Source organism: Erwinia sp. SLM-02, assembly GCF_037450285.1.
In the GTDB taxonomy this organism is placed as follows: Bacteria; Pseudomonadota; Gammaproteobacteria; order Enterobacterales; family Enterobacteriaceae; genus Erwinia.
Map to the genome: position 1 here is coordinate 1 of NZ_JAQISN010000001.1, position 24,410 is coordinate 24,410.

General features: G+C 54.1%; 25 protein-coding genes, 2 tRNA genes, 1 rRNA gene and 1 pseudogene. 19 read left to right on the forward strand and 10 right to left on the reverse strand.

Annotated elements, in window-relative coordinates; genetic code table 11:
• Positions 1-4 precede the first annotated feature (4 nt).
• The 12 genes from rrf (at position 5) to PGH32_RS00060 (ending at position 8,593) form a co-directional block, all read left to right on the forward strand.
• Positions 5-120, forward strand: a 5S ribosomal RNA gene (gene rrf, locus PGH32_RS00005).
• Between the two features lie 99 nt (positions 121-219).
• Positions 220-296, forward strand: a tRNA-Asp gene (locus PGH32_RS00010).
• Positions 297-1,166: 870 nt separating this feature from the next.
• Complete coding sequence (locus PGH32_RS00015; protein ID WP_314418866.1) at positions 1,167-2,147, forward strand: 6-phosphofructokinase; 981 nt, start codon at positions 1,167-1,169, stop codon at positions 2,145-2,147.
• Between the two features lie 9 nt (positions 2,148-2,156).
• Positions 2,157-2,447 carry a PTS sugar transporter subunit IIB gene (locus tag PGH32_RS00020; protein ID WP_314418863.1) on the forward strand — a complete coding sequence of 97 codons (291 nt, stop codon included), beginning with the start codon at positions 2,157-2,159 and terminating at the stop codon, positions 2,445-2,447.
• Between the two features lie 15 nt (positions 2,448-2,462).
• Positions 2,463-3,800: a PTS sugar transporter subunit IIC gene (locus tag PGH32_RS00025; protein WP_337892849.1), complete on the forward strand. Its 1,338-nt coding sequence runs from the start codon at positions 2,463-2,465 to the stop codon at positions 3,798-3,800.
• 8 nt (positions 3,801-3,808) lie between these two features.
• Positions 3,809-4,078 (forward strand): hypothetical protein, encoded by a 270-nt coding sequence (locus PGH32_RS00030; protein WP_314418860.1) that lies wholly within the window; start codon positions 3,809-3,811, stop codon positions 4,076-4,078.
• Positions 4,079-4,084: 6 nt separating this feature from the next.
• The gene (locus PGH32_RS00035) at positions 4,085-4,522 is read left to right on the forward strand and encodes a PTS sugar transporter subunit IIA (RefSeq protein WP_314418859.1); all 438 of its coding nucleotides are present in this window, start codon (positions 4,085-4,087) and stop codon (positions 4,520-4,522) included.
• The gene (locus PGH32_RS00040; protein ID WP_314418858.1) at positions 4,519-5,058 is read left to right on the forward strand and encodes an AAA family ATPase; all 540 of its coding nucleotides are present in this window, start codon (positions 4,519-4,521) and stop codon (positions 5,056-5,058) included. The genes PGH32_RS00035 and PGH32_RS00040 overlap by 4 nt, the downstream gene beginning before the upstream one ends.
• Positions 5,059-5,093: 35 nt before the next feature.
• Positions 5,094-6,005: a tagatose-bisphosphate aldolase gene (locus PGH32_RS00045; protein WP_337892850.1), complete on the forward strand. Its 912-nt coding sequence runs from the start codon at positions 5,094-5,096 to the stop codon at positions 6,003-6,005.
• 95 nt (positions 6,006-6,100) lie between these two features.
• Positions 6,101-6,766 (forward strand): HAD family hydrolase, encoded by a 666-nt coding sequence (locus PGH32_RS00050; RefSeq protein WP_314418854.1) that lies wholly within the window; start codon positions 6,101-6,103, stop codon positions 6,764-6,766.
• Positions 6,767-7,008: 242 nt separating this feature from the next.
• A complete protein-coding gene (locus tag PGH32_RS00055) occupies positions 7,009-7,812 on the forward strand; it encodes an endonuclease/exonuclease/phosphatase family protein (RefSeq protein ID WP_314418852.1) in 804 nt (267 codons plus the stop codon).
• A gap of 16 nt (positions 7,813-7,828) precedes the next feature.
• On the forward strand, positions 7,829-8,593 hold the full coding sequence (locus PGH32_RS00060; protein WP_314418850.1) for a class I SAM-dependent methyltransferase: 765 nt from the start codon (positions 7,829-7,831) through the stop codon (positions 8,591-8,593).
• Positions 8,594-8,599: 6 nt separating this feature from the next.
• Here the strand turns inward: PGH32_RS00060 and PGH32_RS00065 are convergent, their stop codons facing one another.
• The 4 genes from PGH32_RS00065 to gloB all read right to left on the reverse strand — a co-directional run bounded on the left by PGH32_RS00065 (position 8,600) and on the right by gloB (position 13,166).
• Complete coding sequence (locus PGH32_RS00065; RefSeq protein WP_337892851.1) at positions 8,600-9,298, reverse strand: cyclase family protein; 699 nt, start codon at positions 9,296-9,298, stop codon at positions 8,600-8,602.
• 1 nt (position 9,299) lies between these two features.
• Entirely contained in the window at positions 9,300-10,655 is a 1,356-nt protein-coding gene (locus PGH32_RS00070) for an MFS transporter (RefSeq protein ID WP_337892852.1), read from the reverse strand.
• Between the two features lie 301 nt (positions 10,656-10,956).
• The gene (gene mltD / locus PGH32_RS00075; RefSeq protein ID WP_337892853.1) at positions 10,957-12,339 is read right to left on the reverse strand and encodes a murein transglycosylase D; all 1,383 of its coding nucleotides are present in this window, start codon (positions 12,337-12,339) and stop codon (positions 10,957-10,959) included.
• Between the two features lie 71 nt (positions 12,340-12,410).
• A complete protein-coding gene (gene gloB, locus PGH32_RS00080) occupies positions 12,411-13,166 on the reverse strand; it encodes a hydroxyacylglutathione hydrolase (protein WP_314418844.1) in 756 nt (251 codons plus the stop codon).
• A 103-nt stretch (positions 13,167-13,269) separates the two neighbouring features.
• Here gloB and PGH32_RS00085 point away from each other — a divergent pair, with 103 nt between their 5' ends.
• Positions 13,270-14,001 carry a class I SAM-dependent methyltransferase gene (locus PGH32_RS00085; RefSeq protein ID WP_314418843.1) on the forward strand — a complete coding sequence of 244 codons (732 nt, stop codon included), beginning with the start codon at positions 13,270-13,272 and terminating at the stop codon, positions 13,999-14,001.
• Here PGH32_RS00085 and rnhA read toward each other — a convergent pair.
• Positions 13,986-14,554: pseudogene (gene rnhA, locus PGH32_RS00090) on the reverse strand (ribonuclease HI). The gene PGH32_RS00085 and the pseudogene rnhA overlap by 16 nt on opposite strands.
• Between rnhA and dnaQ the strand changes: the two are divergent.
• Both dnaQ and PGH32_RS00100 read left to right on the forward strand, forming a co-directional pair.
• Entirely contained in the window at positions 14,505-15,257 is a 753-nt protein-coding gene (gene dnaQ, locus PGH32_RS00095) for a DNA polymerase III subunit epsilon (protein ID WP_314418841.1), read from the forward strand. The pseudogene rnhA and the gene dnaQ overlap by 50 nt on opposite strands.
• Positions 15,258-15,390: 133 nt before the next feature.
• Positions 15,391-15,467 (forward strand) — tRNA-Asp (locus PGH32_RS00100).
• 151 nt (positions 15,468-15,618) lie between these two features.
• On the opposite strand, the gene PGH32_RS00105 is transcribed toward PGH32_RS00100, so the two are convergent.
• Complete coding sequence (locus tag PGH32_RS00105; protein WP_337892854.1) at positions 15,619-17,118, reverse strand: NCS1 family nucleobase:cation symporter-1; 1,500 nt, start codon at positions 17,116-17,118, stop codon at positions 15,619-15,621.
• A 146-nt stretch (positions 17,119-17,264) separates the two neighbouring features.
• Between PGH32_RS00105 and PGH32_RS00110 the strand changes: the two genes are divergently transcribed.
• From PGH32_RS00110 to PGH32_RS00125, 4 genes are all read left to right on the forward strand, one after another.
• Positions 17,265-17,978, forward strand: a complete 714-nt coding sequence (locus PGH32_RS00110) for a GntR family transcriptional regulator (RefSeq protein WP_314418836.1) — start codon at positions 17,265-17,267, stop codon at positions 17,976-17,978.
• Between the two features lie 2 nt (positions 17,979-17,980).
• The gene (gene hpxA / locus PGH32_RS00115) at positions 17,981-18,718 is read left to right on the forward strand and encodes an allantoin racemase (protein ID WP_314418834.1); all 738 of its coding nucleotides are present in this window, start codon (positions 17,981-17,983) and stop codon (positions 18,716-18,718) included.
• A 34-nt stretch (positions 18,719-18,752) separates the two neighbouring features.
• The gene (puuE, locus tag PGH32_RS00120) at positions 18,753-19,712 is read left to right on the forward strand and encodes an allantoinase PuuE (protein ID WP_314418833.1); all 960 of its coding nucleotides are present in this window, start codon (positions 18,753-18,755) and stop codon (positions 19,710-19,712) included.
• A 196-nt stretch (positions 19,713-19,908) separates the two neighbouring features.
• Positions 19,909-20,610, forward strand: coding sequence for a helix-turn-helix transcriptional regulator (locus tag PGH32_RS00125; RefSeq protein WP_337892855.1), 702 nt, complete (start codon positions 19,909-19,911; stop codon positions 20,608-20,610).
• Between the two features lie 114 nt (positions 20,611-20,724).
• Here PGH32_RS00125 and hpxZ read toward each other — a convergent pair whose 3' ends face one another.
• The 4 genes from hpxZ to PGH32_RS00145 are packed head-to-tail and all read right to left on the reverse strand — an operon-like array spanning position 20,725 to position 24,292.
• Positions 20,725-21,108, reverse strand: coding sequence for an oxalurate catabolism protein HpxZ (gene hpxZ / locus PGH32_RS00130; RefSeq protein ID WP_337892856.1), 384 nt, complete (start codon positions 21,106-21,108; stop codon positions 20,725-20,727).
• Positions 21,105-22,508: an AtzE family amidohydrolase gene (locus PGH32_RS00135; RefSeq protein ID WP_337892857.1), complete on the reverse strand. Its 1,404-nt coding sequence runs from the start codon at positions 22,506-22,508 to the stop codon at positions 21,105-21,107. Before PGH32_RS00135 ends, hpxZ begins: the two co-directional genes overlap by 4 nt.
• Positions 22,505-22,693: an oxalurate catabolism protein HpxX gene (gene hpxX, locus PGH32_RS00140; protein WP_314418826.1), complete on the reverse strand. Its 189-nt coding sequence runs from the start codon at positions 22,691-22,693 to the stop codon at positions 22,505-22,507. The genes PGH32_RS00135 and hpxX overlap by 4 nt, the downstream gene beginning before the upstream one ends.
• A 12-nt stretch (positions 22,694-22,705) precedes the next feature.
• Positions 22,706-24,292 (reverse strand): gamma-glutamyltransferase family protein, encoded by a 1,587-nt coding sequence (locus PGH32_RS00145; RefSeq protein WP_337892858.1) that lies wholly within the window; start codon positions 24,290-24,292, stop codon positions 22,706-22,708.
• Between the last annotated feature and the right edge of the window lie 118 nt (positions 24,293-24,410).

Consider the following 24,410-nt stretch of genomic DNA (forward strand, 5'->3'; position numbering starts at 1 on the left):
TTTGCCTGGCGGCTTTAGCGCGGTGGTCCCACCTGACCCCATGCCGAACTCAGAAGTGAAACGCCGTAGCGCCGATGGTAGTGTGGGGTCTCCCCATGCGAGAGTAGGGAACTGCCAGGCATCAAATTAAGATCCTTAACGGATCGTGACTTTACCCCTGACAAGGTAAAGGCGAAACACCTGAAATCAGACGTTTTCTGATATCAGTACAGAATCGGTGGAGCGGTAGTTCAGTTGGTTAGAATACCTGCCTGTCACGCAGGGGGTCGCGGGTTCGAGCCCCGTCCGTTCCGCCACTTATTACGATAGCCCTGAGCATTAGCTCAGGGCTTTTTCGTTTTGACACCTTTATATTCCCCTGATGTTTACAGCCGCACCTCTGATATCGTGGCTTAACCTCTGCAATATCGTCACATCACCACACGTCTTCTACAGAAGCTCACGTTAGCTTTCCTGAATCTGCACACCATCACGTCTTTCTACTTACATCTCTCCACACCTGCACACCTGCACACCTCCACACCTCCACACCTCCACACCTCCACACCTCCACACCTCCACACCTCCACACCTCCACACCTCCACACCTGCACACCTCCACACCTCCACACCTCCACACTTCCACAACTCCACATCTCTGCAACTTAACATTCCCGCATCTCCTTAACTCTGAACCTTCACCCCTTCACCCCTTCACCCCTTCACCCCTTCACCCCTTCACCCCTTCACCCCTTCACCCCTTCACGCCTTCATCCCTTCACAGATTCAAGTCTTCAAGTCGCCACACCCACTACCTTCAAATCACCCCATCTCCACCTTTACTCTCCCAGCAGGTGTGTAAGCCCAACCGTAATCAAATATCGGAACCCGGATTAATGTGAAATTAATCACAAAATAGCGAATCGTTTATTTAGGTCAGTCCGGCAAAATAGCGCCACACAGATCACATAATATTTCATGTTTAATATCAGTAGGTTATGAATTTATTGATGATTCAGGCAATCAGAGTGAGTGATCTGTATCACATAAATGGCGTTAATTTAGGGCTGTCAAGATCCCTGAATGAGCAAAATCGTTTCAAAACTGAGATCTGGTTCAAAAAATTAAATTCATGGTTCTCTAACATTCATTGCACGTTTCCAGTGAATATATACCTGAGGTCAACCATGAAAATAGGATTAGTAATAAGCGGTGGTGATGTCAGTGGAATGAATAACTTTTTATTTCAGATTGACCGTATGACGGACGCTGAAATCGTAATTTTCGATGGTGGTATTAATGGCCTGATTGAAAACCGCTGCAAAGATATATCACGTCGCGATCTGGTTGATTTATCTATTTCCTCCGTGCCGATTATTTCTTCAGGTCGAAAAGAGGATAAATGCAAACGATCTGACTACGAGAGAATAGCTAAAAATATCCGCCAAAAGAAATTAGACTGTTTAATCATGGGCGGAGGCGACGGGTCATTTCAGTTTTTAAAAGTGCTTAGCACATATGATATTAACTGCTATGGCGTAGGCATGACCATTGATAATGATATTACGGGGAACAGCTATACCATTGGCTTTTCTACGGCCTGCGAGCAGGTAATTAGCGAGGTGGAAAAATTACGTAATACGGGGCGTGGCTTACCCGGCCGAATTTTTATGATTGAACTCCTGGGGGGGTATTGTGGGGAGCTGACCCTGCAGGCAGCCCTGAAGAGCAATGCGGATATTGCGTTGATTCCGGAAGTCCCATGGGACATCGACGTTCTGGCAAGACGGATAAAGCAAAAAATCGACAGCCAGAATAGCGTAATAATTCTCTGTTCTGAAGGCTACACCAAAGAGTATACCCCGGGGTTTCAGGGCGCCATTGATACGATGATAGGCAAGCTTGAACATAAAATTGGTATCAGAATCAGAAAAACCATACTGGGATATGGATTACGCAGTGGCAAACCTACCGGTGAAGAGATTATTCAGGGCGCTATCCTGGCAGAGGAAGTCGTACGATGCATTAAAAGCGGCCTGACCAATAAAATCATTGTTATAAACAACAATAATAAAGCAATACCGATCGATCTTGAAAACTCCGACAAACGTTTAGTGGATGAAGATAGTAACCTCTACAAACTGGCTAAAATAAATAACCTTATCTGAGGTATTAACATGCTTAAAGTACTCTGCGTATGTGGCTGTGGTCTTGGCTCAAGTTTTGCGATTGAAATGAGCGCGAAATCCGTTTTACAAAAACTCTGTATTGATGCAGACATTGAGCACACTACAGTATCCGAAGCCTCCTCATTCAAGTATGACATTATTCTGACTCAGAAAATGTTTGCTGATGTTTTGACATCCGATGCCAGCGATGAACAGAAAAAGAAAGTCATTATATTAAATAAGCTCACGGATAAAAAAGAAATAGAAGAAAAAATCCTCGCCTATATAAACTCAAACTGAAACTTGGGGTGACAAGTGGACGCTATTATTCATTTTATTGTGAAAGACTTTCTCGGCCAGGCTTCAATACTGATTGCATTGATCGCCATGCTGGGATTGATCCTACAGAAAAAATCCGTCGGTAAAACCATTGAGGGCACCTTCAAAACGCTGCTGGGCTTTTTGATCATGATGGCGGGGATCAACATCATTGTTGCTGCCTTAACCTTCCTCAACGACATCTTTACCAGCGGTTTTGGGATGCAGGGCTACATCACCGACGTGGCGGCTATCGCCGGCGTCGCGAACCGTGAGCTGGGGTCGGAAGTGGCACTGACGCTGCTGGTGATTTTTGCCGTCAATATCCTTATCGCCCGCATCACGCCGTTTAAATATATCTTCCTGACCGGGCAGGCGCTGCTGTGGATGGCGACAATCGGTACGGTAATTGGCTACAAAGCCGGTTTAACGGGGGCGACGTTAATTCTGACCGGAGGGATCTTCGGCGGCATCATGGCGGTGCTGATGCCGGCCATCGCCCAGCCAATCGTTCGTAAGATCACGGATTCTGATGACGTTGCGCTTGGGCATTTCTGTACCATCGGCTACCTGGTTCAGGCGGCGGTTGCCAGGGCAATTGGTAAGAACTCACGCTCGACAGAAGACCTGACGCTGCCGGATAACTTCAAGTTCCTGCAGGATACCTATCTGTCGATGGCGGTTATCATGGTGCCGATGTATATCATCCCCGCCATTTTCGCCGGACCCGACGACATCGCCCAGTTCTCCAACGGCACCAACTACATCATGTTCTCATTTATGCAGTCGATGCAGTTTGTCGCCGGGGTCTTTGTCCTGTACAGCGGCGTACGTCTGCTGCTTAACGAGCTGGTGCCGGCCTTCCGTGGCATTGCCATGCGCCTGGTACCGAATGCGAAACCCGCACTCGACTGTCCGGTACTGTTTCCGTATGCCCCTAATGCGGTGATTGTCGGCTTCCTGGCCACCACCGTGGGGTCGATCATCGGCATGATCGTCTTCCCGATGTTTGGTCTGGCGATGATCCTGCCGGGGCTGCTCACCAACTTTTTCGCAGGTGGTGCTGCCGGGGTGTTTGGCAACGCAATGGGCGGGCGTAAAGGCGCGATAATTGGCGGTGTGGTCCACGGCCTGTTCATTACCCTGCTGCCGGCAATCCTGGTGCCTCTGCTGGAAACCTTCGGTTTCAAAGGCGTGACCTTCAGTGATTCAGATGTGATCGCGACCGGACTGGTGCTCGGGCATGCCTTCCAGAATGAGTGGCCATTTGTCATCGGCTTTATTGCCTTCGTCATCTTTATTGTCTGGTTCGCCAATAGAAAATTGAGCAAGTAGGAGGAAGTATGTTCTCAAAGCTAAAGCAAATTTTCAGCCCGGTAGCGTCAGCAGAAGAAACGAATACTGAACAGGCAGATATTATCGCCGCCGAGCTGATCAAGCTTGAGTCCGATCTGGCGTGTAATCCGGCTGATAATGATACGCAGAAAAAATTAATGGTTAAATATAATCAGGCGATAAAAATTTATTCATCCAGTAAGACTTATCGCCATCGTGTCGACGATGTCTTCATCAAAATGGATGAGCTAAGGAACACCATCCGAAAAAATATATGAGGTAACATGAGCATAAAAGACTTTCTTGCAAAGAACCAATATATTCAAGTCCAGATGGAAGTCGATTCCTGGAATGAAATCATCCACCGCGCGGCGAAGCCACTAATTTCAGGCGGCTTCGTCACTGAAAACTATCCGCAGGCGGTCATTGATAATACGCTTGAATACGGTGCTTATTATGTTTTTGATGAGGGGATTGCGATTCCACACGCTCGGCCGGAATGTGGTGTTATTAAAGATTGTTTTAGTCTGGTGACATTAAATAAACCGACGTCGATTAACGGCAGCCCTCCTGTCGATATCATTGTGATGTTCGGCGGTGTGAATGGCGACTCCCATATCACCGAGGGCATTGCATCCATCGTAGGGCTGCTGGAGCAGGAAGAGACGTTATTGCAAATCAGGCGAGCGAAAACGATTGATGAAATTATCGGACTACTATGAAAACACTGATTTTAGTCAACGGTATCCCGGCATCAGGTAAGAGTTCAGTCGCGAAGATTATTGCCGATTATTTTTCTTATCCGGTGCTGAGTATCGATGAAATTAAAGAGCCTTTTATGGTTCAGTTCGCGGACGTTATCGACAGGCCGTTAAACAGAAAGCTGGGTTATGCGGCCTATGAGTCCATGTTCAACATTGTGATGTCCTCTCCGCCAGAGACGGTATTTATTATGGACGCCTGGTTTGGCTTTCGTGATAAATCGGTACTTGAGGGCTATCTGGAACGGCTTGGCGAAGTCAGAGTTTTAGAAATATGGGTTAAGGCCTCACCCGGCCTGGTGGCCGAGCGATATAAAAAACGCTGCCACTGCCGGGTGAAAGGTCACCCGGGCGAAGAATATATCCCCGAGCTTATTTTACTGGCTGAACATGCGAAGCCAATGTGTCTGGGGAAACTTTATACCTTTGACCAGGATATTCGCGGAAACGATGGCGAACTGATTAACTGGATTAAAGAAAACAATCAGCACAATTAAATTTTACTTAATCTCACCCTATGAGGAATACGTTCATGAATAAAATGACAACGGCAGAACGACGCGGCTATCAAATGATTTGCGATGCAACCGGATCGATGATGGTTGTTGCCTGCGACCAGCGGGGCGGCATGCGCACCCTGCTGGCGGCGACGCCAGAAGAGCAGGCGTTAATCAGTAATGAAACCTTAGGAAAAACCAAATACGATATTACCGCTTATCTGGCCTCACAGGCCGGCTGTGTGCTGGTCGACCCGATCTGCGCCGTTCCGGGAATTATTGATGAAGGCGTGGTGCCACGCGATACCGGGCTGCTGATTGGCCTGGATGCATCCGGCTGGGATACGTCGCCGGAAGGGTATCGCATTTCAAACATGGTTGAGGGGATTACGGCACGCAAAGTGCGCGAACTGGGCGCGACGGGCGGCAAGATTATGATCTACCTGCGCAGCGATAAGCCGGAAGCCAACACGGCCAACCTGCAGACGCTGCGTGACGTTATTGCCGATTTTGCTCACGAAGATCTGTTCCTGGTGGTCGAGTTCCTGACCTATCAGCTGGAAGGTGAGAGCAAAGAGGATTATCAGCGCAAAATCCCTCAGCTGATCCAGGAAGGCTGTCAGGCCTGCATTGACTGCGGATCTAAGGTCCTGAAAATTCCTTATCCGGGGAGCGGGCAGTCCTGTGCGGCGGTCACGGATATCTGTGGTGATGTACCGTGGGCCGTGCTGTCTGCCGGGGTCGACCATGCCACTTTCCTCACCCAGGTGGATGTCTCGCTGCGCAACGGTGCTTCCGGGGTGATTGCAGGGCGTTCACTGTGGAAGGACTGCATCTCACTGGACCGTAACGTGTCGAAAGAGAAGCTCTCTTCGATTGCGGTTTCGCGGCTTCGCGATATTCAACAGCTGCTGGTGAAGTATAAAAAGCAGCTGAACGTCGCCTGACGGGAAGACCGGCGGGTAAACCGGGGTTATCAGGGCGGCGCAGAGCCGCCCTTCGTACACGAGGCGTGGCAAAACATATTATGAAGACTCTGGATTTGATCATATTTGATTGTGACGGCGTGCTGATTGATTCTGAAATTATCGGGATCCGATTAACCGTCTCGCTGCTGAATCAGCACGGTGTGGACATTGATGTTGCTGAGTTCACACGTTTATACAGCGGGCTTGACTGGGATGCGTTGATCGAACGTGTCCGGGAGGAACGCGGGGTGAGCCTGCCCGCGAACATCGGTGAGGATTTTTACCCCAGACTGATGGCGGCCTTTGCCACCGAGCTGGAAAGGATCGCGGGCAGCATTGAGGTGGTCAGCGCTATTGCCACGCCGAAATGCATCTGCTCCAACTCAGGTAGCCAACAGCTGGATTCTGTGCTGACGCAGGTCGGACTGAAGAGCCTGTTCGCGCCGCATATCTATTCGGCGAAGGATCTGGGACCGGGGCGGGGCAAGCCCGAGCCGGATATTTTTCTGCACGGCGCGCGGCAGTTTACTGCGCTGCCGGGTAACACGCTGGTGATTGAAGATTCCGTACACGGCGTGATGGCTGCAAAACGTGCGGGTATGTATGTGGTCGGTTTTACCGGAGGTTCGCATACGACGCCGGATCACGCCGAACGGCTCATCGCCGCCGGGGCGGATGTGGCGATAGATTCCCTGTATTGCCTCGCTGCAGAGATTGAGCGGTTTCGGCTGAGCGCTTGACCGCTTTCGCGTGAAGTCGTTATCGCTCCCTTAAGGGTGGCATCGCCTGAATGAACGGTAAAAAACGAGTCAACGAGCCTTCTGGCCGGGAAAAAAAACAGCGTTCTGTACGCTGCTGCCTCATTTGCATTTACTTACGGAGCAGGCCGATGAATTACAGCGTGGTGATTGAAACTGAACCACAAAGCCCCTATAACTGAAAGATGGAAAGCATCCTTCGTTGTAACAGTGCAGGCAATAACGTGCGAAAAAAGACTTATGCCATGAGATATGTAGCAGGGCAGCCAGCGGAACGTATTTTTCCGCCGGGGTCGATGCTTCATGTCGGACAGGCATTACCGCCTGGCGCGCCGCTCACCACGGAAGCCTCGCTGAAAGTTCTGGTCTGGAATATCTTCAAGCAGCAGCGGGCCGAGTGGCTGTCGGTGCTGCAAAACTTTGGTAAAGATGCGCATCTGGTACTTCTGCAGGAAGCGCAAACCACGCCCGAGCTGGTGCGATTCGCCACCAGTAATTATCTTGCCGCAGACCAGGTTCCCGCCTTCGTGCTGCCACAGCATCCTTCGGGCGTAATGACGCTGGCATCAGCACATCCGGTTTACTGCTGCCCGCTGCGCGAACGTGAGCCGCTGTTAAGGCTCTCTAAATCCGCCCTGGTGACCGCTTACCCGCTGCCGGACAGCCAGATGCTGATGGTGGTGAACATCCATGCGGTGAATTTCAGCATCGGCATAGATGTCTACAGCAAGCAGCTGGGGCCAATTGGTGAGCAAATCATTCATCATCAGGGGCCGGTGATCATGGCCGGAGACTTTAATGCCTGGAGTCGCCAGCGCATCAATGCCCTGTATCGTTTTTCCCGGGAAATGGGCCTGCGTGAGGTGCGCTTCACTGACGATCATCGTCGTAAAGCGTTTGGCCGCCCGCTTGATTTCGTTTTCTACCGCGGCATGGGCGTTGCCGAAGCCTCGGTGCTGGTCACCACGGCTTCCGATCACAATCCGTTACTGGTTGAATTCCACTCGCGCCCCGCGAATACCTTCTGAAATTAAAGGATTTTTTATGGCAAGCCGTCATCACGATCACGTTGATAAGCAGTTTGGCGAGCAGGCAGGTGCCTATCTGACCAGCACCGTACACGCCAGCGGCCGCGATCTGGTTAAGCTGAGTGAGCGGCTCTATGCGGCATCTGACGCGCGGGTGCTGGATCTAGGCTGTGGTGCCGGGCACGCCAGCTTTGTTGCCGCGCAGCACGTTAAAGAGGTGGTGGCTTACGATCTCTCCGAAAAAATGCTGACGGTGGTGGCGCAGACGGCAAAAGAACGGGGCTATCACCATCTGACCACGCGGCAGGGCTATGCGGAAAAGCTGCCGTTTGCCAACGATGAATTTGATATCGTCATCAGCCGCTATTCTGCTCACCACTGGCATGACGTCGGCTGCGCGCTGCGTGAAGTGCGCCGCGTGCTGAAACCGGGCGGCAAAGCCATTTTTATGGATGTGAATGCGCCGGGGAACCCGGTGCTGGATATCTGGTTGCAGACCGTCGAAGCGCTGCGCGACACTTCTCACGTCCGGGATTACTCTCCCGGAGAGTGGCTGACGCTGTTCACGGAATCCGGGCTGGCCATCGGGGCGATTTCACATGACCGGCTGGAGCTGGAATTCTCCAGCTGGGTTGAGCGCATGCGTACACCTCAGGTCATGGTGCAGGCCATTCGTGCCTACCAGCACTCGGCACCTTACGACGTTCAGCGATACTATGCGCTGCAACCCGACGGCAGCTTTACCACGGACATTATTTTTATTGAAGCCAGCCGGCCCTGAGTGTGATTACGACTCTACCAGGGCGATTGCCCGCACCGGCGAGGCCGAAGCGCCTTTCAGCCTCAGCGGTAAAGCGATAAAGGTAAACGAAGTGGGCAGACTGTGCAGGTTGGCCAGATTTTCAACAATCAGGCAATCCGAGCCCAGCACGGCATGATGCGCCGGATGCCCCTCACTGCTGAAGCTGTCGAGTGACATCGCATCGGTGCCAAAGACGGTGACTCCCTTATCAATCAGATAGTGCGCCCCTTCACCCGACAGTCCCGGCCAGTCCTGCAGGAAAGCCTGATGATGAGGGCGGGGCTGCCATTTTTTATCATAGCCGGTGCGGAAAATAACGATATCGCCCGCGGCTATCCCGCCGTGTTGCTCTTCCCACTGCTGAATCTGTTCGAGTGTAATCACCCCATTTTTCTCAACGTGAGACATATCCAGACAGCGCCCCCGTCCCGTTAGCTGGCGGACATCAATGCTGTCGATGGTTTTCCCTTCTGCAATAAAGTGAATCGGTGCATCCACGTGGGTGCCACAGTGATCGCCAAGGCTGAGCTGACAGTTATAGTTACCGTCTCCCGCGATATAGTCTTCTGAACGATGACAGAAGAACTTTCCATGAGTAGGCCACACCGGCATGAATTCCTCATAGGGATGGTTCAGCTCAATCAAACGGTGGCGGCTCAGCAGATTAACCAGTTCAGTGCTCATATCAGGCCTTTTTAACGTTGACGGTTTCTTTAATTAACCAGAGTGGAATGCAGGAGATCACCAGCACGGCAGCAATCACCAGGTAGTGCGTGGTAAAGCCGTAGCTGTGGATGATCCAGCCGCTGACCGGGGCAACCAGAATGCCGGCTATGCCCACCGCCAGACCGATCATCAGGCCCATACTTGACGCCGCAGCACGCGGGGAAGAGTCAATTAACAGCGCATAGGCGACCGGGAACGGAGAGTTGCGGAACAGCCCCCAGAAGATCAGAATGGCCCATGCCAGCGCGGCTGAGTGGATAAATACGCAAAGTGCAGCCGCCAGGATCCAGCCTGCAATGATGATCGTCAGTGAGCGTTTGCGCCCTTTCACATCAGAGAAACTCCCCCAGACAATCTGACCAATCCACCCGGTCAGGCCGGAAGCCCCGGAGATGATTGCCGCCGTAGAGAGGTCCAGACCCACTTCCCGGGTTAACTGTAGCGTCAGAAAGTTAGCAATGCCCATTTCTGCCCAGGTAAAACCGAAAATCAGCAGTATCGCCAGCTGGCAGTTACGATTTTTCAGGCAGGACATCACATTGGCCCAAATGGATGACTGCTCGACGGTTTGCTGCAGGGATTCCGTTACCGGCGGCGTGAGCCCGTTTTCAACAATCCATTGATTGACCTTATCGTGATTTTTCTTCGTTCCCAGCAGCAGCTGAGCCACTAAAATCACCAGGCCAATCATAGGAATAAACAGGAACGCTTCTCGCCAGGTGGCAAACGCCAGGATGGCGGCAATCAGTACCGGGCCGATAAACTGGCCGAGCGGGAAACCGGTATGGTGAACGCCAATAGCAAATCCGCGATTTTCCTTCTGCCACCATTCACCTAACAGAGCGACGTTAATCGGTTCGGAACCGCCGGTTCCCATTCCCATCGCCACGCGCAGTGCCTGAAACATACCGAGCGTTTTACAAAATGCGGTCGCCACACCGGACACCACCTCAACCAGCACCGCCACGCACCAGCTGTAGCAGCGTTTATGCCCGGTCCCGACCCAGTCAGAAAATAAACCGAACAGGATGGCACCGGTCAACGTCCCGACGAAGCTGAGCGAGTTCAGCCAGCCGGCCTGCACCTCGGTGAGATTAAACGAGGTCATAATCGCCGGTAGCAGCGTGGGCAAAATAATTCGGTCGATAGAGTTCATCAAAATGGCGAGCGTGGTGATCACCAGCATCCACCACGAAATGGGGTGCGCTCGGGGAATAAAACGCATGAAGCCGCGCCTGGCAGGATGCTGGTGAGGCAGCGACGATGCGGTGCTGCTTTCGGCCCGCTGGGCTATTTCTGAAGAAGGAAGAGTCATATCCTGTGCCTTTGAAATCGACGTTATTGGTGTCGCCCTGCTAATACGCGGTCAGAGCGGATCCCTGGTGTTGTTATTTTTCTCGTGTTTTTAGATCAAAAATTAAACACGTATCTAACATTAGATTTCAGGTGTACTACCATACAAGTGTGATGGCGTGATAACCCGATCTGTATCACAGTCACTGCAAACGAAGCGCTGGTGGGATCACAGATTGGGCAGGCGAGGGGATAGGGTGGGGGAAAACAGAAAACAAAAAAGCCAATCCGGAGATTGGCTTTTTAACTGGTATTTCAACAGACTAACTGTCTGGCGTTGCGTTGTTATCGACAAACAACGTCAGCTTATCGCCCGGTTGAAGATTTTTGGCATTGTTAGCAACGCTGTTCCAGCGCACCACATCCTTAATATTCACACCGTGACGCTTCGCAATACTGGCCAAAGAATCACCCTTACGAACCTGATAGGTGATGCTGTCGCCGTTATTTGCCAGCCGCGTACTGCTGCTGCTTCCCAGATTTAACACCTGGCCGGGTTTGATGCTGGCCGTGCGCAGGTTATTCGCGCGCTGCAACGTCTTCACCGGAATGCTCAGGCGCTTGGCGATAGCGGAGAGCGTGTCACCGTTGCGCACCTTGTAGGTGGTCGGGGAAACACTGTTCTTCACCAGCGACGTTGGCTGAACGGCTGCAATATCACCTTCTGCCAGTGAGTTACGCAGCTGAGCAACGTTGGACTTCGGAACCATAATGTAGTGAGGACCATTAGGGGCCGTCGTACCGCGTTTGTAGCCGGTGTTAAAGCTTTTCAGCTTGCTCAGTGACATACCGGCCATATCGGCGGCCTGCGTCAGTTCAATCTGCTGACCGACTTCAACACGGGCCAGCGCACGCGTTTCATTCGTCGTTGGCAGTCGAATACCATAACGCTTGCTGTCCTTGAGCAATTGCCCCAGAGCCAGCATTTTCGGTACGTAAACCGTCGTCTCGCGTGGCAGCGCCAGCGACCAGAAATCCGTTGGCCGCCCTTTGGCTTTATTCGCCTTCATCGCTTTCATCACGCGGCCTTCACCACTGTTATAGGCGGCTACCGTCAGTAACCAGTCGCCGTCAAACATGTCGTTAAGGCGTTGCATCATATCCAGAGCAACTTTCGTCGATGCGACAATATCACGTCGCCCGTCGTACCATTGATTCTGTTTCAAGCCGTAGTTTCGCCCCGTTTGCGGCACAATCTGCCAGATGCCGGCGGCATTCGCAGATGATGTTGCATGGGGGTCAAAAGCGCTCTCCACTATGGGTAGTAGTACCAGTTCCATCGGCATTTTGCGTTGCTTAATCTGCTCGACTATCCAGTACATATACGGCTCTGCCCGTAATGTTACATCGTGGAGATAGCTCTTGTTCTTCAGGTACTTCTGTTTCTGTTCGCGTATCCGGTAATTATCCGGAACCTTCATCTTCAGCTCGTCGCTAATGAAATTCCACAGATCCTGACCCTGCGCGAGGCCGGTTCCGTCGTCCTGCCATCGAGGGGACAACATTGAATCTGAGTACTGTCCATTTTCACCTTGACCTGCCGAAGACAAACTCTGTGCATGCTGTTCAGGAATGTTGGCATCATGCTTTGATGCCTGGCACCCCACCAGCAGGACCGAGGCGAGAATTATCGCTTTAGCCTTCATGTGTGTGTCAATAGTTCGCTTAAAAGACGAGCAATAATACGTGCTCGCCCCCCTCATGACAACCTAAAATATCAAAAGTGGTCTTTCTTCGCGCGTAGGGCAGCAAATACCTGCCACTCATGTTGCGGAGTTGTTTCTAAACCAATAAGTTTCTGTAATTCAGTATCTTGCGTCATTAAAAAAACATTAATATTACGCTCAAGTTCCAGTTTTGTCGGTAAAGTTATGTGGTTTTTCGAGCGTAACTCCTTAATTTTATGCAGATAGCGCTCTATTCCCGTATGTTGGGGATAAATGGCGTGCGAAAAAGTTAAATTCGATAATGTGTATTCATGTGCGCAACAAACTAATGTATCGGCCGGAAGGGAATTAAGTTTCTGAAAAGATTCGAACATTTGTTGTGGTGTTCCCTCGAACAGCCTTCCGCAGCCGCCGGAGAACATCGTGTCCCCACAAAAAAGATAAGGGGAACTGAAATATGAGATATGTCCCAAAGTGTGACCGGGCGTAGCATAAATATCGAATTCCAGCCCAAGAATTTTGATTTTTTCGCCTTCGCCGACGATTTCAGTGGCGCCTTTCGCCTGGGTTTCCTGCGGACCGTACACCGTGATATTGGGATACTGAGCCACTATTTCCGCAACGCCACCGACGTGATCATGATGGTGATGCGTGAGTAAAATCGCCACCGGCTGCCACTGATTGCTGGAAAGCGTATGCAGAACCGGCGACGCCTCTCCCGGATCAACAATCAGACAGCGGCCTGCGGTGTCATTTAACATCCAGATGTAGTTATCCTGAAGTGCCGGAATACTGGTAAGATTCATATTCACCTCTTTATACTTTTCATCAGTGACATCGCGCCGGGTATTCCGCGGCAACGCTAATCAGACTGGGTATGTACTCATAATGGATAGAAGATGGTAAAGCATGAAGCCTGCTAAAACACGCCAAATCCGCCACGTGCCCGATTCATGGTCGCAAATTCCCTGCGGCGAGTTCTACCGTGATGCGCTTGCCCATCATCTCCGCCCCAGCCTGGCGAAACTGTATGGCTTTCATCTACTCAAGCTGGGTAATCTGAGCGCGGAAATTGATACGGAAGCCTGTGCCATCTCGCATCAGGTCAACGTAGGGCTGAAGGGCGATAAGCTCCAGGTGAAGGCCGATCCGCTCAGCCTGCCGTTTGAATCGAAATCGGTGGATGCCTGCCTGCTGGCCCACACGCTGGCCTGGAGCAGCGATCCGCATCGCATACTGCGCGAGGTTGACCGGGTGTTGATTGACGACGGCTGGATGCTGATCAGCGGCTTCAACCTGTTCAGCATGCTGGGGGTGGGCAAGCTGATCCCGGGCGTTCACCGCATGATCCCCTGGAACAGCCGTATGTTTACCCAGATGCGGCTGCTGGACTGGTTAAGCCTGCTCAATTATGAAGTGGTACAGCGCAGCGGTTTTCAGGTACTGCCCTGGAGCCGACAGGGCGGGAAGATGATCAGCACGCATCTGCCGGCGCTCGGCTGCCTGAATCTTATCGTGGCGCGTAAGCGCACCTTCCCGCTTATTATCAATCCGGCCAGAAAAAACGCCAGTAAGGCTAAGCTGCAAACGGTCAACGCGACCCGGCAGTTTCACGCAGATTCCCGTCAGGAACCCGACTGATAGCCGACGTCATCAAAGGTGGGGTTACCGGCGGCACTGCGGGCCAGCTCGTCGCAGCGTTCGTTTTCAATGTGACCGGCGTGGCCTTTCACCCACTTCCAGTTCACCTCATGATGGCCGAGTGCGCTGTCCAGCCGCTGCCACAGGTCGACGTTTTTAACCGGCTTTTTATCCGCTGTTTTCCAGCCACGTTTTTTCCAGTTGTGGATCCAGCTGGTAATTCCCTGGCGCACATACTGGCTGTCGGTGCTCAGAATCACCGTGCAGGGCTTTTTAAGCGCCTCAAGCGCCACGATCGCCGCCATCATTTCCATACGGTTATTGGTGGTCAGATGGAACCCGGCGCTGAACTCTTTTTCATGCTCGCCGTAGCGCAGAATCGCACCGTATCCACCCGGACCGGGGTTGCCGAGGCACGAACCGTCGGTGAAAATTTCTACCTGTTTAAGCATCTCTGGTAGACTCCCTGTAGAAAAACGCCAAGTCTGACATAAACGGGTCCTATGAGCACAGTAAATACCACACGCCAGATCGTCCTTGATACCGAAACCACCGGTATGAATATGATTGGTACCCACTATGAAGGGCACTGCATCATTGAAATTGGTGCGGTTGAGGTCATTAACCGCCGCCTGACGGGTAATAACTTCCATGTTTATCTCAAGCCCGATCGGCTGGTGGATCCGGAAGCCTTCGGCGTTCACGGCATCGCCGACGAATTCCTTGCCGACAAGCCGACCTTTGCAGACATCGCGGATGACTTTCTTGCCTATATAGACGGTGCCGAACTGGTCATTCACAACGCCTCGTTTGATATCGGCTTCATGGACTATGAGTTCGGCAAGCTCAAGCGCAACATCCCGAAAACGGGTACCTTCTGCCAGATAACGGACAGCCTGGCGATGGCGCGCCGGATGTTTCCCGGCAAACGTAACAGCCTGGATGCCCTGTGCTCGCGTTATGAAATAGACAACAGTAAGCGAACGTTGCACGGCGCACTGCTTGACTCCGAAATCCTGGCGGAAGTCTTCCTGATTATGACCGGCGGCCAGACGTCGCTGTCGTTTTCGATGGAAGGTGAAAAGGAAGAGCAAAGCGGTGGCGATACCATTCATCGTATTGCGCGGCCGTCATCAGGTTTGCGCGTGCTGCGTGCCAGCGAGCAGGAACTGGCCGAACATGAAAAACGTCTGGATCTGGTACAGAAGAAGGGCGGCAGCTGCCTGTGGCGGCCACAGGAAATAAATGTGGAGTAAGTCACTAAAAACGCGTAATAAAAGCGCTTTAAGAGCAAAAAAAGACCAGTTGAAATAATTCTGAATAAAAAGCGTTGACGAACGTTTTGTCGATCCGTAATATCCGATTCGTTCCCGACGGGGAACAAAGCGCGGAGCGGTAGTTCAGTTGGTTAGAATACCTGCCTGTCACGCAGGGGGTCGCGGGTTCGAGCCCCGTCCGTTCCGCCAAGTATACAGAGAAAGGCCGATTCGAAAGAATCGGCCTTTTTCGTTTCTGCATCAGTCAAAAACGTTCCGGCGAAAAAAAACCGCAACGTTATCCGTTACGGCCTCCTTTAAAACTTAGCTGACGGTCCGATCCGAGCGGGTCACTTTTCCTTTATTGCTCTTTCTGCATCACCACGTCGGCACGATAATCACCACCGGCCCGGGCCGCCATCTCATCACGGGCAATCCAGCGATAGGCTCCGGCGCCCAGCGCCACGCCGATAAACCAGCTGAAGTTAGCCACCGCGTGCAGCGAAGGGATAAAGCTGATCGCCAGGCCAATGCCTACCGACGGCAGCAGCGCGGCAATTGCTTTCGGATTGAAGCCGCCCTTGTACCAGTATTTTCCTTTCGGCGTGTCGTCAAACAGATCGTCAACGGAGATTTTGCTGCGCTTGAGCAGATAGAAGTCGGCAAGCAGGATACCGAACAGCGGACCGATAAATGCGCCCAGCACGTCCAGCGTATAGTGAATCAGCTCCGGTGACTGGAACAGGTTCCACGGCGTTAACAGCACGGAACCCACGGCGGCAATCATCCCACCGGTGCGGAAGCTGATCTTCTGCGGCGAGCAGTTAGAGAAGTCAAAAGCCGGAGAAACGAAGTTAGCCACGATATTGATGCCGATGGTGGCGGTAATCATCGTTAACAGGCCGATTGCCACCGCCAGGTCATTACCCACCATGCTGACGGTTTCAATCGGATCGATAATCATGCGGCCAAACAGCGACTGCGTACCGGAAACGATCACTACGGTCACAATCGAGAACAGCAGGAAGTTAAACGGCAGCCCCCAGCGGTTACCGCGGCGGATTTCACCCATGCTTTTACCGTAGCGCGCAAAGTCACCGAAGTTCAGTAGCGGGCCGGAGAAGTAAGAAACGACCAGCGCCGTGGCGGTGATCATCTGCCAGGCCTGCTCGCCGCCGCTCAGCGATTTGCTGGCCAGCGTAAAGGAGATCCCGTCAAAACCGGTCTTGTATACAATCCATCCGGCCAGTGCGCCCATAACTACGTACACGGCCGGGCCGGCGATATCGATAAAGCGTTTAATGGCGTTCATACCGTGCCAGAACACCATCGCCTGCAGCAGCCACATAATACCGAAGCAGATCCAGCCCAGCTGGGACAGTCCCAGCCAGGAAACCTGAGTCATGGGGGTCAGGGCAGGCCAGAACTTCAGCGACACCAGCATCAGCGCGTTAGCGGCCAGATAGGTCTGGATGCCGTACCAGGCAAAAGCGATTAACCCGCGGATCACCGCCGGAATATTGGCACCGAATACGCCAAATGCCTGACGGCAAACCACCGCATAGGGGACGCCGGTCATCTGGCTGGGCTTCGCCACCAGGTTAGCGCACAGCTGTACAATGCAGATCCCCACCAGCAGACAAATCAGTACCTGCCAACTGGCCAGTCCCAGCGTAAAGAAGCTGGCTGCCACCACATAGCCCCCCATGCTGTGTACATCCGACATCCAGAAAGAAAAAATGTTGTACCAGCTCCAGCCCTGCTTGCTCACGGGAGCCAGGTCTTCATTACACAGCCGCGGGCTGTAGTTTTTGGCGGCCTCTGATGCCGCCGCCTGGGAAGAAAATTGACTCTTTGGCATGAAACCTGCTCCTCTGAATACAGTAAGTAATAATTCTCTCTGTGAGGGTCATTGCAGGATCCAGGCCAGATCTTAAATTTTGTATACAAAAGTAGTGGATTGCTGTGTACGATTATCTATGGAAACGATGTTTACCGGAGAAGGTAATGAAGAGTGAAACCGGGCTGAAAACGGCCTCTGACCTGAGCGATAAGGACGAACCTATCTATCAGGCGTTAATGACGGCGATTGTTGAACATCAGCTGCCGCCGGGCAGTAAATTACCGGAAGAGGCGCTTTCCGAGGTCTTTGGCGTGAGCCGCACCGGTATCCGCAAAGTGCTTCAGCGCCTCGCGGCGGTGCAAATGATCACCCTGACGCCCAAACGTGGTGCGCAGGTGGCCACGCCGTCGGTGGAAGAGGCACAGGATATCTTCCGCACCCGCAGCCTGATTGAGTGTGCCAACCTTCCTGCAGTCCTGGCGCACTGTCAGGGGCCGCATCTGGCAGCGCTGGAAAAAATTAACCAGCAGGAGCAGCAGGCCCATGCCGGGCATGATGGTGCTGCCGCTATCCGGCTCTCCGCTGCATTTCATATTCAGCTACAGGCGATATCCGGCAACCAGGTGCTGACCGAGATGGTCACGCGCCTGAGTCAGCGCTCTTCACTGGTGGTGGCGGCATACGGTGCTCCGTGGCAGCACGGCTGCCGCTGCGACGACCACGATCGGCTGCTGGAACTGCTGCGTGAGAAAGCGCTGGATCGCCTGACTGACGCATTACGGAAACATTTCGATCATATCGTTGCCAGTCTGCACTTTGAGCGCAGTGGCGAAACGCTGCCTGACTTTGCCCGCCTGTTTGCGGCAAAAGGAGCCTGAGTATGAACAAGCAGATCATTCAGGTGATCAATCCCAACACCAGCCTGGCGATGACCGAAACCATTGGCACGGCGGCGCGCGCCGTTGCCGCCGAAAGCACTGAGATCCTCGCCGTCTGCCCGCAGCAGGGCGTGCCGTCCATCGAAGGGCACTTTGACGAAGCCATTGCCGCCATTGGCGTACTGGAACAGATCAAAGCGGGGCGCGAGCAGGGCGCACAGGGGCATGTCATTGCCTGCTTTGGCGATCCCGGCTTGCTGGCCGCACGCGAACTGGCGCAGGGACCGGTGGTGGGCATTGCCGAAGCCGCAATGCATATGGCTACTCTGGTCGCCACCCGCTTTTCCATTGTCACCACGCTGCCGCGCACGGTGATCATTGCCCGCCACCTGCTGCGGCAGTACGGCTTTGAACACCACTGCGCCGCGGTACACGCCATCGATTTACCGGTGCTGGCGCTGGAAGACGGCAGCGGTATCGCACAGGAAAAAGTCCGTCAGCGCTGTATACAAGCCCTGCGTGAAGACCACAGCGGAGCCATCGTACTCGGCTGCGGCGGCATGGCCGATCTGGCGCGTGAGCTGACCCGCGAACTCGGCGTACCGGTGATTGATGGCGTTGGTGCAGCGGTCAAAATGGTGGAGTCGCTGTTAGCGCTGGGGCTGAACACCAGCAAGCATGGCGATCTGGATTATCCGATACGAAAAACACTGTCAGGTCAGTTTGAGCGCCTAAACTAAGGCTACGATCTGTTCCGATACTAAGGATGTTTTGATGAGCAATAGTCCGGAAAAGAAAGAATACAGCTTCAACAAAAACTATCCGCGTGACCTGATTGGCTACGCCGGTCATCCCCCTCACGCCGCCTGGCCGGGTAAAGCCCGGATTGCCGTTCAGTTCGTCCTGAACTACGAAGAGGGTGCGGAAAACAACGTTCTGCACGGTGATGCGGGATCCGAGCAGTTCCTGTCCGATATCATCGGTGCGGCGAGCTACCCGGAGCGGCATATGTCGATGGATTCACTGTATGAATACGGCTCCCGCGCCGGATTCTGGCGCATCCATCAGGAATTTCAAAAGCGCAACCTGCCGCTGACTGTATTTGGCGTGGCGATGGCGCTGGCCCGCCACCCGGAAATCGTTGAGGCGATTAAAAACGCCGATTACGACGTCGTCAGCCACGGCTGGCGCTGGATCCACTACCAGGGAATGGATGCGAAAACCGAACGGCAGCACATGCAGCAGGCGCTGGACACGCTGACCGATCTGTTTGGTAAGACCCCCACCGGCTGGTACACCGGGCGCGACAGCCCCAATACGCGCCGGCTGGTGGTGGAGCAGGGGGGATTAACCTACGACAGCGACTATTACGGCGACGACTTGCCGTTCTGGACCCAGGTCACCTGCCAGGACGGTACGGTCAAACCGCACCTGATTATTCCCTACACGCTGGAAACCAATGATATGCGCTTTGCGACGCCCCAGGGCTTTAATACCGCAGAGCAGTTCTACACCTATCTGCGCGACAGCTTCGATGTGCTGTATGAAGAGGGTGAAACCTCACCGAAAATGCTTTCCATCGGCATGCACTGCCGCCTGCTTGGTCGCCCGGGGCGCTTCCGCGCGCTTCAGCGCTTCCTCGATCATATCCAGCAGCACGATAACGTCTGGATTTGTACCCGCCAGCAAATCGCCGACCACTGGATAAAAACGCATCCGGCTCCGGAAGTTTGATAAAAAAAGAGATGGGGAAACCCGTCTCTTTTTTTCGTAAGCGATTATTGATGGGAAAAATGTGAAGCAGGTCCGGTGTCCGGGCATTTGAATATTTTACTATCGAATTATTGCTATAGGAAAAATGCTCAGCAATCAGAATAATTCCTGTGACCATGTCTGGTTAGATTGTAATAAACGATTAAGGACGGTTACATTGAATAGCGAAGATAGGGATAGTGAAATATTACGCGTCGTTAAGACCTTCATCTATTACTGGGAGCAAAGCAGGGAACCCTGGTGGGTTAAAAATTCCAACTCGCAGATCGTCTACGCGAATGCCAGCATGAAGAGCTTCATTGGTCTGCCTGAGGGATTTGATATTGAGGGGCGTTACGATCATGAGTTACCCGTCGAACTGCATCGGTTTGCATCGCAGTTCCGCCAGCACGATCGGCAAGTGCTGAGAGAGAAAGAGCGGAGTACCTCGCTACAAATTCAACGGTTTAACCGGAAGGATTATCTGGAAGCCTGGTACACGGAGAAATACCCTTTATTTGGTGAAAAGGGCGATATTATCGGTGTAATTCCGCACTTTCGGCCGGTAGAGTCGATATTTGTCTCCCGACTGGCAAATATTAAAACCCCCAGCTCGCTGATGTTCAACGCACCCAGCAAAATTTTCACCGAAAAAGAATGGCAGGTAATTTTTTATACCTGCCAGTTCTTTACGCCAAAGATGATTGGGACGGCGATTAACATCTCGCATCGAACCGTTGAGGACATACTCTGTCGTATCTATAAAAAAACTGGTGTTGGCAATAAACGTGGGCTGATTGATTATTGTATTGAGCACGGTTTTAATAATTTTATCCCGCCGGGCATATTTCAGACCTGTGATTCAATCATGCCGATTTAATGGGTGTTAATGCTGCCGGTATAATTATTCCGCTCCTTTCATTTTATCGGGAGCGGAACAAAACTAGCACTGGCAGCATCCTGCGACAACCGTGTAGATTACGGAATCAGTAAATCAGGCAATTAAGCTGACCTGTGCCGCCACGATGCGCCAGCCGCAGGGGAGTTTCACCCAGGTTTGCTGCTGACGACCGATTTTATCGTTCCCCTCGCGGGTAAATTCGGTACTGCAAACGGCATAATCCTCACCAAACGTGGTGATGACCGTATTGCGCAACTGGCGGTTCAGCCCTGCGGGCGAGCGTGATGCGCGGAATTCTCGGATGGCGTCAATCCCATACAGATTCTCACCGGCTCCCAGGCGTACGGTGCGCTCATCGTGCCAGAACAGCTCATCAAGAACAACGGTGTCGTTGCTGATTAAGGCTTCCTCATAACGATAAAAGGCCGCAGTTACTTCAGCATGGATCGCCGGGCGATCGATATGTTCACTTTTCATTTTTTATCTTCCATGTTTGCAGGCTGGGCCTGCGCAATACCTGTCAGTTCTAATGCCTTTGCGGTCCGCAGACAGGCCTGTTCGTTAAACGGAGCCGCGATCAGCTGCAGGCCTATCGGCAGGCCACCTTTCGTAAGCAACGGTACGGTGACAACCGGCAGGCCGAGGAATGAGATCGGCTGGGCCAGCATGCCCATATTAGCGCGGGGTGGCAACTCGTTGCCATTAATGCGCATGGTCTGCTGGCCAATCAGCGTGGCGCAGGTCGGCGTGGCAGGGGCGATCAGGACATCGACTTCCCTGAAAAGGGTCAGTGCCTGCTGCTGGCAGTGGCGACGGAAACGCTGGGCCTGAACATACCAGGCTGAAGGCAGCATCGCCCCAGCCAGCAGCCGCTCGCGTGAAGCCGGCTCAAAGCGTTCCGGCGACTGCCGCAGCGCGGGCAAATAGTGATTCCCGCCTTCCGCAGCGGTCATCAGAAATGCGGAAGCGCGCGCCAGCTCTGCCTCGGGCAGCAGAAATTCTTCGTGTGCATCCAGCGCCCTGGCGGCGACGGCAACCGCGGCGCGGGCATCTTCGTCACACCACTGCTGGAAATAACCCCCTAATATGCCGATCCGCAGCCCGTCGATCCCGCGTTCCAGCAGCGGTACCGTTGGTGCGGGCAATTCCGCCGCCTGAAACGGGTCGCTGGGGTCTTCGCCCTGAAGGGCATCATACACTTCTGCCAGATCGCTAACCCGGCGGGCCAGCGGGCCGATATGATCGAGGCTGGCAACAAACGGATGGCTGCCGCTGCGGGACAGCCGGCCAAAGGTGGGCTTCAGCCCGAAGATCCCGCACAGCGATGCCGGCACGCGGATAGAGCCGTTGGTATCCGTACCGAGAGAGAAGTGGACCAGCCCGGCGGCCACGGCGGCCGCGGAACCCCCGGACGAGCCACCGGCAATACGCGCGGTGTCATGCGGGTTTCGCGTTGCGCCATAGTGGGTGTTTTCCGTGGTAAAACCGTAGGCATACGCATCCATATTCAGCATGCCCGACAGCATCGCGCCCCGGGATGCCAGCTGGCGTACCGCCCAGGCATCCTCCCGGGCAACGGGGCGATCGCTGAACAGACTGGCGCCGGCCAGCGTGGTATGACCGGCGACATCAAACAGGTTTTTTACCGCATAGGGTACGGCGGCAAGGGCGGGAAGGGGCTGGCCCTCACGCCGCAGGCGATCGAGTCGCTGAGCCTCCTGCAGCATGCGATCGCGGGTCACGCTGGTCCAGGCATTGATCGCCGGGTTGTGCTGTTCTATCGCGGAAAGCGTGCGGCCGGCGATGTCGGCGGCGCTCAGATCGCCCGTGGCCAGCGCCTGTCTGATTTCACTGATGGAGAGAGCGGCCAGATTCATGCTTTATACACTCCCGCCACTTCCAGTCGGTCATCCAGTGGAAAAGCCATCAGCGGCGCGGCCAGGGCGGCCATACGGGTGAACTGTACCCTCAGCTCGGCACGTCGTGATTCATCCAGATCGATGCCGAGGATCTGCTCCATCTGACCAATGTAGGTTGCCCAGTCGGGCTGAGTTGGCGTCATGTTCTTCTCCTGCTAAAAACCGGCTGCGCTGCCGTTGCTGCGGGGATCGAAAGCCCCTTCCAGCATGCCATTGGTATGCCGCACGATGGCCCCCGCGTGGCCGACGGCCTCGCTGAAATCGGGCAGCAGCTCGACTTCGTGTCCCAGCGCCCGCAGCGCGTTGATCGTCTCCGCGCTGAAGCGTCCCTCCAGCTTCAGGGAGTCGGAGAGTTGCCCCCAGGTGCGCCCCAGCAGCCAGCGCGGCGCACTGAGCGCCTGCTGCAGCGGCATGCCCTGAACGACATGGCGGGTAAAAATGGCGGCCTGAGTCTGCGGCTGGCCGTCACCGCCCATCGAGCCGTAGACCAGCGTCCGGCCATCGTTCAGCCGCGCGGCTGCCGGATTGAGGGTGTGGAATGGCTGTTTCCCGGGGGCCAGCGCCAGCAGGTGATCGGCGTCGAGGCTGAACGATGCTCCTCTGTTCTGCCAGGTGATACCGGTGCCCGGCAGCACCACGCCGCTGCCGAACTCGTGATAGATACTCTGGATAAAGGAGACCGACAGCCCGCTGCTGTCCATCACCCCCATCCAGACGGTATCGCCCGGGCCTTTCCCGTTGCCCCACGGTGCGGCCTGGTTGAGGTCGATCCGATCGGCCAGCTGCTTCAGGCGATCGTGCTCCAGCAGCGACTGCATCTCTTCCCGCACGAAGCGCGGGTCGGTGATATGGCTGTCGCGCAGGCCGAAAGCCAGCTTGGTGGCTTCCACGATGCGGTGGATGGTCTGCGCCTCGTCCGCGTCCTCCATCGCCAGATGGTCGGTAATGCCCAGAATGGCCAGCGAGACCAGGCCCTGGGTGGGTGGGGTCATGTTGTAGATATCGCCGGACTGGTGGCGGATGCGCAGCGGCGTGCGGCGTTTTGCCCGCTGATGGTTAAGATCCTCCAGCGTGATCGGCATACCGAGCTGCGACATTTCTGCGGCCAGACGCTGTGCCAGCGGGCCGCGATAGAACGTATCCAGCCCTTCTTCTGCCAGCTGGATCAGCGTCCCGGCAAGGTCCGGCTGCACAAAGCGGCTGCCGGCTTTCGGAATTTCATTTCCCGGCAGGAACGCGCCGGCGAAACCGGGCTGCCCGGCCAGTTCAGCGTATTTGCTGGCGGTGGCTTCCGCCTGGGAAGCGGTGATCGGGATCCCATCCGCCGCATAGCGGATCGCGTCGTTTAACAGGCGCGCCAGCGGCAGCGGCTCGCCGCCGTATTCGCCGGAAATCGCCAGCGCTTCGGACCAGCCGCTGACCGTACCCGCGACGGTCAGCGCCGATTTCGGACCGCGATGGGGGATATGGTTTTCGCCCGCGTAAAAGTCGAGATCGGCCAGCGATCCCGCCGCGCCGCTGGCATCGATGGCCACCGGCTCGCCGCCGGGCGGTACGATCAGCCAGAAGCCGTCGCCGCCCAGTCCGTTCATATGGGGATAGACCACCGCAATGGTCGCCGCCGCGGCCACCATCGCCTCAATGGCGTTGCCTCCCGCCCGAAGAATACCCAGCGCGCTCTCGCTGGCCAGATGATGTGGGGTCACTGCCATCCCCTGCGGTGCCATGTTGCTCTGATTCATATTATTCTCGTTATTGCTCGAACTGGATCTGACTGAAGCAAGAGTCATTCCAGTTTTTGTATAACAATCAGACGCGGGTGTGGCGTGCCGAAAAAAATCGGGCATCGGCAGGGGAGCG

What these genes read in the sequence shown, in the direction of transcription:
- PGH32_RS00015 (WP_314418866.1), top strand. Translation starts at nt 1,167, where the DNA reads ATGAAAATAGGATTAGTAATAAGCGGTGGTGATGTCAGTGGAATGAAT.
- PGH32_RS00020 (WP_314418863.1), top strand. Translation starts at nt 2,157, where the DNA reads ATGCTTAAAGTACTCTGCGTATGTGGCTGTGGTCTTGGCTCAAGTTTT.
- PGH32_RS00030 (WP_314418860.1), top strand. Translation starts at nt 3,809, where the DNA reads ATGTTCTCAAAGCTAAAGCAAATTTTCAGCCCGGTAGCGTCAGCAGAA.
- PGH32_RS00035 (WP_314418859.1), top strand. Translation starts at nt 4,085, where the DNA reads ATGAGCATAAAAGACTTTCTTGCAAAGAACCAATATATTCAAGTCCAG.
- PGH32_RS00040 (WP_314418858.1), top strand. Translation starts at nt 4,519, where the DNA reads ATGAAAACACTGATTTTAGTCAACGGTATCCCGGCATCAGGTAAGAGT.
- PGH32_RS00045 (WP_337892850.1), top strand. Translation starts at nt 5,094, where the DNA reads ATGAATAAAATGACAACGGCAGAACGACGCGGCTATCAAATGATTTGC.
- PGH32_RS00060 (WP_314418850.1), top strand. Translation starts at nt 7,829, where the DNA reads ATGGCAAGCCGTCATCACGATCACGTTGATAAGCAGTTTGGCGAGCAG.
- PGH32_RS00065 (WP_337892851.1), bottom strand. Translation starts at nt 9,298, where the DNA reads ATGAGCACTGAACTGGTTAATCTGCTGAGCCGCCACCGTTTGATTGAG.
- PGH32_RS00070 (WP_337892852.1), bottom strand. Translation starts at nt 10,655, where the DNA reads ATGACTCTTCCTTCTTCAGAAATAGCCCAGCGGGCCGAAAGCAGCACC.
- mltD (WP_337892853.1), bottom strand. Translation starts at nt 12,339, where the DNA reads ATGAAGGCTAAAGCGATAATTCTCGCCTCGGTCCTGCTGGTGGGGTGC.
- gloB (WP_314418844.1), bottom strand. Translation starts at nt 13,166, where the DNA reads ATGAATCTTACCAGTATTCCGGCACTTCAGGATAACTACATCTGGATG.
- PGH32_RS00085 (WP_314418843.1), top strand. Translation starts at nt 13,270, where the DNA reads ATGAAGCCTGCTAAAACACGCCAAATCCGCCACGTGCCCGATTCATGG.
- dnaQ (WP_314418841.1), top strand. Translation starts at nt 14,505, where the DNA reads ATGAGCACAGTAAATACCACACGCCAGATCGTCCTTGATACCGAAACC.
- PGH32_RS00105 (WP_337892854.1), bottom strand. Translation starts at nt 17,118, where the DNA reads ATGCCAAAGAGTCAATTTTCTTCCCAGGCGGCGGCATCAGAGGCCGCC.
- PGH32_RS00110 (WP_314418836.1), top strand. Translation starts at nt 17,265, where the DNA reads ATGAAGAGTGAAACCGGGCTGAAAACGGCCTCTGACCTGAGCGATAAG.
- hpxA (WP_314418834.1), top strand. Translation starts at nt 17,981, where the DNA reads ATGAACAAGCAGATCATTCAGGTGATCAATCCCAACACCAGCCTGGCG.
- puuE (WP_314418833.1), top strand. Translation starts at nt 18,753, where the DNA reads ATGAGCAATAGTCCGGAAAAGAAAGAATACAGCTTCAACAAAAACTAT.
- hpxZ (WP_337892856.1), bottom strand. Translation starts at nt 21,108, where the DNA reads ATGAAAAGTGAACATATCGATCGCCCGGCGATCCATGCTGAAGTAACT.
- PGH32_RS00135 (WP_337892857.1), bottom strand. Translation starts at nt 22,508, where the DNA reads ATGAATCTGGCCGCTCTCTCCATCAGTGAAATCAGACAGGCGCTGGCC.
- hpxX (WP_314418826.1), bottom strand. Translation starts at nt 22,693, where the DNA reads ATGACGCCAACTCAGCCCGACTGGGCAACCTACATTGGTCAGATGGAG.
- PGH32_RS00145 (WP_337892858.1), bottom strand. Translation starts at nt 24,292, where the DNA reads ATGAATCAGAGCAACATGGCACCGCAGGGGATGGCAGTGACCCCACAT.